The organism is Sphingobium lactosutens, assembly GCF_013393185.1.
GTDB classification, from domain to species: Bacteria; Pseudomonadota; Alphaproteobacteria; order Sphingomonadales; family Sphingomonadaceae; genus Sphingobium; species Sphingobium lactosutens_A.
Genome location: NZ_QJQX01000076.1, coordinates 1 through 10,693, shown reverse-complemented (window position 1 = coordinate 10,693; position 10,693 = coordinate 1). Strand labels below are relative to the sequence as shown.

Here is a 10,693-nt window from a genome sequence, read left to right as displayed (position 1 = left end):
GTATGCATCCGGCGAGACGCGCCTTGTCGTGAGGTAGGGGCCTGCTCTTAAGAACGCTCTCGAGAGCACGCTTAGGAGCAGTGGATGCGGCAGATCACGGTGATGACCGGGCCGGAACGGCGGCGGCGCTGGAGCGACGAGGAACGGCTCCAGATTTTGGCAGAAGCCTTTGCGCCTGGGGCCAGCGTTTTGGCTGTGGCGCGTCGGCACGATATTTCCACGGCGCGCATTTACACGTGGCGCAACAAGCTGCGGCAGCCGCCCGCCCTGACGGAGTTCGCCGAGGCGGTGGTTGACGATGGCGAACAGCAGAATGCGCACCAGGCCGCAATGCCGGTGATCATCGTGGATCTGGGTGGCAAAGGGCGCGTGAGCATATCTGCGTCGGCACCAGCTGCCTTGGTGTCGGCAGCGCTCAAGGCCCTGCGATGATCCCAGCTGGCGCGCGGGTGTGGATTGCGATGGGCCACACAGATATGCGGCGCGGCATGCAGAGCTTGGCAGCAATGGTGCAGCAGAGCTTCTCGCGAGACCCATTTGCCGGCGATCTTTGGGTCTTTCGCGGGCGCAGCGGGGCGCTTGTGAAGATAATCTGGCACGACGGCCTCGGGATGTCGTTATATTCGAAGCGATTGGAACGAGGGAAGTTCATTTGGCCCGCCGCGAAGGACGGCGTGGTGTCGCTGACGAGCTCACAGCTGGCCTGCCTGCTCGACGGAGTGGACTGGCGGAACCCGCAATATAGCTGGCGCCCACAGAGCGCAGGATAGGCGCAGATTTTCTCGGCGGAGGCTGCATTTTCCGCTTCATCCGGGAGGTTTTCTATGATTCCATCCAAGTTGTGGACGCCGCCGTTTCGCCCCTGCCTGACGATATCGAAGCGCTCAAGGCGTTGGTACGGCTCAGTGCGCAGCGCGCCGATGAAGCCGAACAGCGGGCCACGAGCGCTGAAGCCGAACTGGCCAATGCCCGTGCCCGGGAGAGCGCCACCGAGGCGTTGATCTCGCACTACAAGTTGCAGATCGCCAAGCTCAGGCGCGAGCAGTACGGCCCCAGCGCCGAACGCACCCGCCGGCTTCTTGCGCAGATGGAGTTTGAGCTCGAAGATTTGGAGGCCGACGCCGCCGAAGATGATCTGGCCGCCGAGGCCGCCGCGACAAAGGCGACGAACGTCACCGCCTTTGAGCGCAAGAGGCCAGTTAAAAAACCGTTCCCCGTCCATTTGCCCCGCGACCGCGTCGTCGTTCCGGCGCCCTGTTCCTGTCCGGCCTGTGGCGGCATGCGCCTGTCGAAGCTGGGCGAGGATGTAACCGAGACGCTGGAGGTAATCCCGCGTGCCTGGAAGGTCATCCAGACCGTACGCGAGAAATTCTCCTGCCGTGACTGCGAGAAGATCACGCAGCCGCCCGCGCCATTCCATGTCGTGCCGCGTGGCTGGGCAGGGCCAAGCTTCCTCGCCATGCTGCTGTTCGAGAAGTATGGGCAGCACCAGCCGCTCAACCGCCAGGCGGAGCGCTTCGCTCGCGAAGGCGTGCCGCTGAGCGTCTCCACGCTTGCCGATCAGGTTGGTGCGGCGTCCTTCGCCTTGATGCCCATCTTTCGGCTGATCGAGGCCCATGTCTTTGCCGCCGAGCGCGTGCATGGCGACGATACCACCGTGCCGGTCATGGCCAAGGGCAAGACCGATACCGGTAGATTATGGGATTATGTCCGGGATGACCGCCCGTTCGGCGGCGCCGATCCGCCGGCGGTGGTTTTCTATTATTCGCGCGACCGGCGCGGGGAACATCCCCAGGCGCACCTCGCGTCCTGGTCCGGGATTCTGCAGGCTGATGCCTATGCGGGCTATTTTGAGCTGTACGCTCCCAACCGCCAGCCTGGTCTCATCCTGGAGGCAGGATGCTTTGCTCACGCGCGCAGGAAGTTCTTCGAACTTGCTGACGTCGAGGGCGCTGCGCGCAAGAAGAGCCGCGGCGAGCGGACTGGCCCGATCTATCCGATTGCGCTGGAGGCGGTGCAGAAGCTGGACGCCCTGTTCGACGTTGAGCGCGGTATCAACGGCAAGACACCAGCGGAGCGGCTTGCCGCCCGTCAGGAGTTGAGCGCGCCACTGATCGCCGAACTGCACGACTGGTTGAACGCCCAACTCGCCAAGCTGTCGCGTAACCATGATCTCGCCAAGGCTATCAACTATATGCTTCGGCGCTGGGACTCCTTCACCCGCTTCCTCGTCGATGGCAGGGTATGCCTCACGAACAACGCAGCGGAACGGGCGCTACGCTGTGTGCCACTCGGGCGGAAAGCATGGCTATTTTGCGGCTCCGATCGCGGCGGTCAGCGCGCCGCCATCATGTTTTCACTCATTCAAAGCTGTCGCCTCAACGACCTCGATCCCCAGGCTTGGCTCGCCGACGTCCTTGCCCGCATCGCCGGTCATCCGGCTAATCGGCTTGGCGATCTGCTCCCATGGAATTGGAAACCAACAGCGTTGAAGCTGGAGCCGTGATCTCATAGCATCACGGCATGGAATTTGACCCGCAACCCGAACTGATTGAATCCTCTCTCTGCCGGTCCATCGAACAGGCGGGCGTACGGCTGACCATCAACATCGTGCGGCTCGCCACCGAACGTGGCTGGTCCCTCGAGGTCGTCAACGAGCACGGCACCTCGACGGTCTGGGACAATCTATTCCCCACCGACCGCGATGCCGATGCTGCATTCCGCGATGTGCTCGCTCAAGAAGGCGTCGAGGCCTTCCTCGGCAAGTAAGATGCCAAATCCCCCAGCAAACCGTCAGTAGCCGCGGTCCTCACCGGATGCGTACGGGGCAATCCGGGGCCGGCGATTTTGAGACATCGTCTCACTAGGTTTAGGTTTCAGTGACCCATGAAAGGACAGATCGCTTGGCGGGAGGCTGGGCGCCTCTTGCGTGCCGGGCGAAACAATTTCATTTTGCCAAAAATGATGGCATTTATGATGGCATTGTGGCGAGAATTTCAGAATTATAGCATGAATATCAGTGCCTTATTGGATATTGTGCGTTCCCGTAGGGGTCACCAGAAAATCAATGACTTAGGCCGCATTGATGAGCGATAAACTCGCCGATTATCTAATAAGCGATTCTTTTCCTGATAGTTGATGATCAACGGTGGACGCGGTCGGACGCTCTTCTCTATGGATCAGTATGACAACCGCTGAAACGTGGATAGAGGCACGACTAAGCTCGTGCAACGGCAGCCAGCTCGCCGCCGATCTGAATTAATTCGAATTTCAAAAATAGTTGCGGGACAGGTCCGCGACAGAGCGACAATCTGACTGGCATCGTTCGAGGCAGATTCTTTTGATTGCTCTTGAGCTACTTGCTTCGACCACGATGGCTGTTCCAATCCGCACAGCAATAGGCGAGAGCGACCCTTCTCGGTCATTCATCGACCAAATTCCGCTCCCCACCAGCAGACTGTCCTTTGTTATAGTGTGCGCACCATCTTTCCGTTGACCAGAACATCCTGAAGCGAGAGAGCATCAACGTCGCGGACGATGCTCGGCTTCGACACACCATCAAAGCGGCATTCTCGCAGAGCGACTGCACGGATTGGCGAAACAGGAAGACCCTGCAGATCAGCGACCATTGGCGCGTTTCTAACTGTCAACCGATCAATCGAAACATTGCGCAGAACCGGTTTGTAGGGACCGTTTGCCCCTTCCTCATAGTGGAAGTCGCACTGAATGGCGGCATGGCTCACCTGATCCACCGAGATGTCGCGATAGAAGAAATTCTCCAGTAGGCCACCGCGCATCGCGTTGTTCTTGAACCGGATCGCGTACATTAGATGCGGACTACCAATTTCGCACCGCTCGGCGAAGACGTTCCGCGCGCCTCCAGAAATGACGCTGCCAATGACGATGGCACCATGTCCCTCTTTCATTGTGCAGTCCTGAATCACGATATCCTCTGCCGGGACACCGATGCGGCGCCCTTCGTTGTTCCGGCCCGAATCGACGGCGATACAGTCGTCGCCGGTATCGAAGAGACATTTGTCGATCAGCATCAGCCGGGTCGATTCCGGATTGCAGCCATCGGTGTTGGGACCGTGGCTCTCCATGGCGACGCTCCGTACGGTCACGTTGACGCAGAGGACCGGATGGATATGCCAGAAGGGTGATCGCAAGATCCGCACCCCTTCGATGAGGACATTTTCGCAGCCATAGGGGCTGATGGTCGGCGGTCGCAGATAGGCTCCATCGGCAAAGACGCGCTTAGCGACCGGCACATTGTCCTCCGCCATCTGAAACAGCCGGTTTCGGGCTTCCCTTTGATGCGGCATGCCTTCGCGCCAGCCATGGTCGACCGACCCGTGCCAGCCCGGTCCCTTCCACGACCACCAGAAGCGATCGCTCGCCTGCCCATCGATCGTGCCGGACCCGGTGATCGCGATATTTTTCTGGCGATAGGCATAAATGAGCGGGGAATAGCCCATGACGTCCACACCCTCCCACCGGGTATGCACCACGGGGTAATCGCGCGTGTCGGTAGAGAAGAGCAGGGTCGCCCCTTTCTCCAGATGCAATTCGACATTGGATTTGAGGTGGATTGCTCCGGTCAGGAAACGTCCAGGTCCTATCAGCACCCGGCCGCCGCCAGCGGCGGCGCAGGCGGTTATGGCGCGAGCTATCGCCTGCGTGTTGAGCGCGACGCCGTCCCCCTTCGCCCCATAGTCGGTGATGGGAAAGACGCGATCTGAGAACACCGGCGGGCGCACGAGTTTGCGGATCTGGTCGGCCCGTGACCAGCCGACCGGCGTGGCTAAGGCTCGATTGGGCATCGCCACAGCACCGGCGCAGGCGCCGCCAGCCAGTAGAAGATCGCGGCGTGAGAGATGGTGCAACATGGATATCCTCTCGTTCAAAACAGTGTTCAGAAACTGAAGGTCAGCGTGCCGGAATAAACGCCATCCGCCTTGGCCGGCGCGCCGGCCGGGCCGGTCAGTTCGGCTGCCTGGCCCTTTGCGCCCATTGCCGGGATCGCCTGATAAAATCCGAATGCGCTAAGCGGGAAAGCAGCGGTCGTGGTGGGGAAATCGGCCAGCCGCGCGCCCAGTTGAAAATAGGGCGCGCCTTGGCTGGATATAGTCAGCGGTCCTGCCGCGCTATCCAGCCTTACCCAGCGCGGGTCAGCGAAATAGCCGGCAGTGGTCGGGCCAGGCAGCTGCTTCCCACTCCCTGCAATGTCGAAAACACCCAGAACAGGGCCGCGAAGGCGATTCTGCCAGACTGGTGTCGGCCCGCGCAGCAGGCTCCTTGCAGCCTTTATGGAGACGCTGCCGCGATCGAAGCCAATGCCATGATAGAGGAAGGTGCCAGTGAGGCTGTAGCGATAGGCGAGCGTCAGACGGCCGTCATCCGACAGCGTCCAGCGCGCCTTGTCGAGTCCCCCGGCATTGTCGGCTTCCAACCAGACGATGGGGCGTCCTGTAGCCGGGTCGTGTCCCTCGCCTGTGCTTATGGCAACACCCGGCTTCTCCGGCAGGGCGAAGCGATCTGGCTCACCCGCCAGCTTCACCGACTTGATGGTCGGCGTCTTTCGCACGCCCGCAATGTTCGTCAGCCGCACGGCGCGAACCATTCGCGGCGCGAAGGCATATTCATTCCCGTCCTTCGCGGTGCGCGCCCCATCATAGAGCGTGTCCCACGCCCGTCCGTCCGCCGACACCTCGAGTTTGAACCCGGCCCAGCCATCCTCGATCACCGTCCCGGCATCTATCGACGCGATGTTCGCCAGTATCGGTTTGGGAAGTTCGTAGACACCATTGCCACGGCCGCTGGCGGCTTCCCATTGGGGTCCCACTTCCCCACGCGGCCGCGCAATCTGAAGCGTCGGGCCTGCGGACAGGATTTGCTCGCGCCCACCCTTGCGTAGGCCAGTCAGCAGCCCGCTCGCGGGATCGAAAGATGCGCTGACTATCCCGGCTTGCAGGGTGATGCCGGACGCGCTTTTCAGAAGTTGCGGTTTGCCGAGAGCACGCCCCGGTTCTGGCCGTTCGTTTGTTTGTGTCGGCCACACCCAGGTCCAGAGCGTATCGTCCGCATGTCGCGCAGTCAGCCGCAAGGCATCCGCCTGTCCACGCGCAGGCGATGACGGCAACGGCAAGACACCCGTTCCATGCGGCGCGATGGACGGACCGGACAGCGTCCCCGCTGCAAGGATGCGCGGATCGGTGGTTCTTCCCGCTGGATCGGCAAAGGCGATCCACTCCCAGCGGAAGCTGACCGCATCGAGCGCAGTGAAGTCATACTGATTGCGAATTGCCAGCTTGCCGTCAAAGGCGGCGTCGATACGGGGTGCGTCGATCTGGACGGGCGACCAGATATCCTTGACGGTGAACCAGCTCGGCTCCTTTTCGAAATGCGGCCCGACGATGCCGTCCGGTGCATAGGCCGCATAGGTGTCGATCCGGCCGCCCTGATCGGTGCGCGCTATGCCTTCATCCGCGTAATTCCAGAGGAAGCCTCCCGCCCCGCGCGGCGAAGCCGTCATTGCGCGCCAGTAATCGTCCAGGCCCGCGCCACCGCCACCATCGTACAGGCCATGAAGAAATTCGGTCGGCATTACCAACGATGGTCCCGACAGCCGCTTCATCAGATCGGGATAGCGCGGATAATGTTTCGTATCGACGCCGCTGAACAACTCCCAAGGATGCAGCACGACGCGCTTCTGCGGATCGTAGAGGGCAAAGTCGCCATCCAGCTCCCTGTTCCAGCCACCCTCATTACCATTGGTCCATAGGATGACGCTCGGATGATTGACGTCACGCTCCACCAGTTCGCGAACCAGCTTGCGCCCGACCTCGGTGCCGTGCGCATGTTGCCAGCCGCTCAGCTCGTCGATGACATACAGGCCCAGCTCATCGGTCGCCTCCAGGAAGGATTCCTCCGGTGAATAATGCGACATGCGGACCGCATTCATGTTGAGCGCCCGGATGGCCTTCACGTCGGCATAGGCGTCTGCGCGGGAGATGGCTCTGCCGGTTTCCGGCCGGAAGCTGTGCCGGTTCACGCCTTTGAGCAATATCCGCTGGCCATTGAGGTAGAGGCCTACGCCTTCACGAACCTCGAAAGTGCGGAAGCCGAACCGCTTGACGACATGATGAACCGGCTGATCACCGTCGAACAGGGTAAGATCAAGACTGTATAGGTTGGGCGTTTCGGCAGACCAGAGCGCGGGCGCATCGAAATGGCTCGTCAGGGTCACACGCCCCTCACCGCCCGCGGGGATAGGCGTTTCGATCGGCTTTCCAACCGGCTTGCCATCCTTGCCCACCAGCTGGCCGACCAGACGGGTGACGGTGCGTGGGGCAGCCAGGGTGACGACCGCTTTCAGGTCGCCATTGGCTTTACCGTCGATCGCGACGTGGCTGATGGACTGCGAGGGCGCCGCCTCCAGCCAAACGGGCCGATAGATGCCGCCAAATACCCAGTAATCGCCATGGCGTTCGGCAATGTCGGTATCTAGGGCGGCCGACGCTTCATGCACGACTACCTCAAGGCTGTTGGTTTCGCCCGGCTTGATAAGCGCCGTGATGTCATGGCTGAAACGGTTGAAGCCACCCTGATGAACCGGACCGGCGGCGACGCCATTCACCTTGACCAGCGCGTCCGTCATGACCCCGTCGAAGACGATGCGGACGCTCTTGCCCTTCCACGCCGCAGGCACGGTGAAACTGCGCCGGTAGATGCCGGTGTCGCTGGCGCGCGGGCCTTTGTCATAGCCATATTGATAGTGGCCGAACCCTTGCTGCTGCCAGTTAGAGGGCACCGCGATCCGCGATGGCCGTCCCGCCTTCTGTCCGCCATCGATCACGAAATCCCACGGGATGGCGTCGTCCGGTCCAGTGCCGGAGAGCATCAGCTTCTCACTGTCCTGGGCACGCAGCGCGGTGGTCGACAGCAGCGCCGCACACACCCAGAATGAACGGGACAGCATTTTCGAAGGGATCATGAAACCACTCTTTTTGAGGAGAGGAAGGGAGGTCATCAAGCCGCCGCCATTTCGACCCGCGCCAGCCGTGGCGAGAGCATGTGCACTGCCAGCAGGGCAGCGAGATAGGCGCCACCGGCCAAGGCGAACAGCGATGCATAACTGCCCGTGCCATCGAGAATGAAACCGGCGAATTTCGACATCATCATGCCGCCGACCGCACCAGCCGTCCCGCCGATGCCGATCACCGACGCCACTGCCGCACGCGGGAAGATATCCGACGGCAAGGTGTAGAGATTGGCGGAGAAAGCCTGATGCGCGGCGGTGGCGAGGCCAATGACAAGAACAGCCAGCCATAGATTGTCGACCGACTGGACGATGAAAATCGGCAGGACCGCCAGAGCACAGATCAGCATGGTGATCTTCCGGGCGACATTGACGCTATACCCTGCCGCCATCAGGCGGGAGGACGACCAGCCGCCCGCGACGCTGCCCACATCGGACAATAGATAAATGGCCGCGAGCGGGGGGCCGAAACTGACCAGGTCAAGGCCATAGCGCGTGCCCAGATAGCTGGGCAGCCAGAACAGGAAGAACCACCAGATTGGATCAATGAAGAACTTGCCGATCGCATAGGCCCAGGTTTCCCGCTTGCGGATCACCTGCGCCCAGCGGATTTTGGTCGATCCATCAGCGGGGTCCTGTTCGATCCAGGCGCGCTCGGCGGCGTTGACCTTCGGATGGGCGCCGGGCGCACGATACATCGCGAGCCAGGCGATAAGCCAGACGAAGGCGACTACACCGGTAATGACGAACGCAGCCCGCCAGCCATAATGAAGGACGATGATCGGTACGACCAGCGGTGTGATGACCGCGCCGATATTGGCACCCGCATTGAAGATGCCGATCGCAAAGGCGCGCTCCCGTGCTGGAAACCATTCGGTCACTGCCTTGATCGCAGCGGGGAAGTTTCCGGCCTCCCCGATGCCCAGCGCAAAGCGCGCTGCAGCAAAATGACCAACGCTGAAGGCTGCACCATGCGCGATATGAGCAAGCTGCCAGATGATGAAGGCGACGGCATAGCCGAGGCGAGCCCCAAGCATGTCGATCACGCGCCCGAAGCCAAGGTACCCGATCGCATAGGCCAGCTGGAAGAAGATGATGACGTTGGCGAAATCGCTCTCCGTCCAGCCAAGGTCCGCAGCCAAAGTCGGTTTGAGAACGCCGATCATCTGACGATCGATGTAGTTTATGACTGTCGCCGCGAAGAGCAGAGCGACGATCTTCCACCTGTATCGGCTGGCGGTGACGGCTGCATTTTCAATGGCGCTGCCATAAATGTCCGACATTCCCTTTCCTCTCATCGATGGCGTGGCTGTGGATCGCAGACCGCCAGGCAATGGCGGGAAGATATTCTGATGGAATTGAAGGAGTGGAGAGAATGTGCAGCTTAACTCCACTCCTTCTTCTGTCTTCCACCAAGAAGGCAGAAGCTCATCAAGCGATCACCAATTATACATGGCGCCGTCTTCGAGCCGGTTCACCGGCAGGAAGGCGCGCTTATATTCATATTTGGCGGCCAGTTCTTCGTCGATTTCGACGCCCAGACCCGGCTTGTCGCCCGGATGCATCATGCCGTCTTCGAACGTGTAGGCATGGGGGAAGACCGCGTCGGTTTCGGGCATGTGGCGCATATATTCCTGGATGCCGAAATTCGGCACGCTGAGGTCGAAATGCAGCGCGGCGGCCATGCAGACCGGCGACAGGTCGGTCGCGCCATGGCAGCCGGTGCGGACCTGATAGAGGTCGGCGAGATTGGCGATCTTGCGCAGGTGACTGATGCCGCCGGCATGGACCACGGTGGCGCGGATATAGTCGATCAGCTGGTTCTGGATCAGTTCGCGGCAATCATGGATCGAGTTGAAAATCTCGCCCACAGCCAGCGGCGAGGTGGTGTGCTGGCGGATCAGCTTGAAGGCTTCCTGATTTTCCGCCGGGGTCGCATCCTCCAGCCAGAAGGGACGATAAGGCTCCAGATCCTTGCCGAGGCGACCGGCCTCGATCGGGGTCAGGCGGTGGTGGATGTCGTGCAGCAGGTGGACGTCCCAGCCCAGAGCCTCACGCGCGGCCTTGAACAGTTCGGGAACGACGCGCAGATATTTGCTGGTGTTCCAGACATTTTCGGTCGGCAGGTCGGCGTCGGCCGGTTCGTAGAAGTATTTGTCCTTGCTGACGCCATAGGTCGACGCCATGCCGGGCACGCCGCACTGGAGGCGGATCGCCTTGTAGCCCTGGCGCTGATAGTCGAGCGCGACGTTGATCGTGTCTTCGATGCTGGTGCCGTTGGCGTGGCCATAGACCATCACGCCTTCGCGGCTGGCGCCACCCAGAAGCTGATAGACCGGCAGGCCCGCGACCTTGCCCTTGATGTCCCAGAGCGCGGTGTCGACGGCGGCGATGGCCGACATGGTGACGGGGCCGCGACGCCAATAGGCGCCCTTGTAGAGATATTGCCAGATATCCTCGATCCGGTGCGCATCGCGGCCGATCAGGCAGGGAATGACATGGTCGGTCAGATAGCTGGCGACCGACAGTTCACGGCCGTTGAGCGTGGCGTCGCCCAGGCCGTAGACGCCTTCGTCCGTCTCGATTTTCAGCGTCACGAAATTGCGGCCGGGCGACGTCACGATCACCTTGGCTCCGGTAATGATGGGCATG

At 61.2% G+C, this 10,693-nt stretch carries 8 protein-coding genes; 4 read left to right on the top strand and 4 right to left on the bottom strand.

What is annotated here, in order from left to right; genetic code table 11:
• The first annotated feature begins 84 nt into the window (after positions 1-84).
• The 4 genes from tnpA to DM806_RS21700 all read left to right on the top strand — a co-directional run bounded on the left by tnpA (position 85) and on the right by DM806_RS21700 (position 2,769).
• Positions 85-432, top strand: a complete 348-nt coding sequence (tnpA, locus tag DM806_RS21715) for an IS66-like element accessory protein TnpA (protein ID WP_062788688.1) — start codon at positions 85-87, stop codon at positions 430-432.
• Positions 429-770, top strand: coding sequence for an IS66 family insertion sequence element accessory protein TnpB (gene tnpB, locus DM806_RS21710; protein WP_019052498.1), 342 nt, complete (start codon positions 429-431; stop codon positions 768-770). Before tnpA ends, tnpB begins: the two co-directional genes overlap by 4 nt.
• A gap of 71 nt (positions 771-841) precedes the next feature.
• Complete coding sequence (gene tnpC, locus DM806_RS21705; protein WP_179041790.1) at positions 842-2,506, top strand: IS66 family transposase; 1,665 nt, start codon at positions 842-844, stop codon at positions 2,504-2,506.
• A gap of 17 nt (positions 2,507-2,523) precedes the next feature.
• Positions 2,524-2,769: a hypothetical protein gene (locus tag DM806_RS21700; protein WP_019052496.1), complete on the top strand. Its 246-nt coding sequence runs from the start codon at positions 2,524-2,526 to the stop codon at positions 2,767-2,769.
• A gap of 698 nt (positions 2,770-3,467) precedes the next feature.
• Here DM806_RS21700 and DM806_RS21695 read toward each other — a convergent pair.
• From DM806_RS21695 to manD, 4 genes are all read right to left on the bottom strand, one after another.
• Entirely contained in the window at positions 3,468-4,889 is a 1,422-nt protein-coding gene (locus tag DM806_RS21695) for a glycoside hydrolase family 28 protein (protein WP_179045249.1), read from the bottom strand.
• 26 nt (positions 4,890-4,915) lie between these two features.
• Positions 4,916-7,996 (bottom strand): glycoside hydrolase family 2 TIM barrel-domain containing protein, encoded by a 3,081-nt coding sequence (locus DM806_RS21690; protein WP_179045248.1) that lies wholly within the window; start codon positions 7,994-7,996, stop codon positions 4,916-4,918.
• A 35-nt stretch (positions 7,997-8,031) separates the two neighbouring features.
• Positions 8,032-9,324 carry an MFS transporter gene (locus DM806_RS21685; RefSeq protein WP_179045247.1) on the bottom strand — a complete coding sequence of 431 codons (1,293 nt, stop codon included), beginning with the start codon at positions 9,322-9,324 and terminating at the stop codon, positions 8,032-8,034.
• Positions 9,325-9,480: 156 nt separating this feature from the next.
• Entirely contained in the window at positions 9,481-10,692 is a 1,212-nt protein-coding gene (gene manD, locus DM806_RS21680; protein ID WP_179045246.1) for a D-mannonate dehydratase ManD, read from the bottom strand.
• Between the last annotated feature and the right edge of the window lies 1 nt (position 10,693).

Excerpts from the sequence above, each read along its gene's own strand:
- tnpA (WP_062788688.1), top strand. The coding sequence starts at position 85 with ATGCGGCAGATCACGGTGATGACCGGGCCGGAACGGCGGCGGCGCTGG.
- tnpB (WP_019052498.1), top strand. The coding sequence starts at position 429 with ATGATCCCAGCTGGCGCGCGGGTGTGGATTGCGATGGGCCACACAGAT.
- DM806_RS21700 (WP_019052496.1), top strand. The coding sequence starts at position 2,524 with ATGGAATTTGACCCGCAACCCGAACTGATTGAATCCTCTCTCTGCCGG.
- DM806_RS21695 (WP_179045249.1), bottom strand. The coding sequence starts at position 4,889 with ATGTTGCACCATCTCTCACGCCGCGATCTTCTACTGGCTGGCGGCGCC.
- DM806_RS21690 (WP_179045248.1), bottom strand. The coding sequence starts at position 7,996 with ATGATCCCTTCGAAAATGCTGTCCCGTTCATTCTGGGTGTGTGCGGCG.
- DM806_RS21685 (WP_179045247.1), bottom strand. The coding sequence starts at position 9,324 with ATGTCGGACATTTATGGCAGCGCCATTGAAAATGCAGCCGTCACCGCC.
- manD (WP_179045246.1), bottom strand. The coding sequence starts at position 10,692 with ATGCCCATCATTACCGGAGCCAAGGTGATCGTGACGTCGCCCGGCCGC.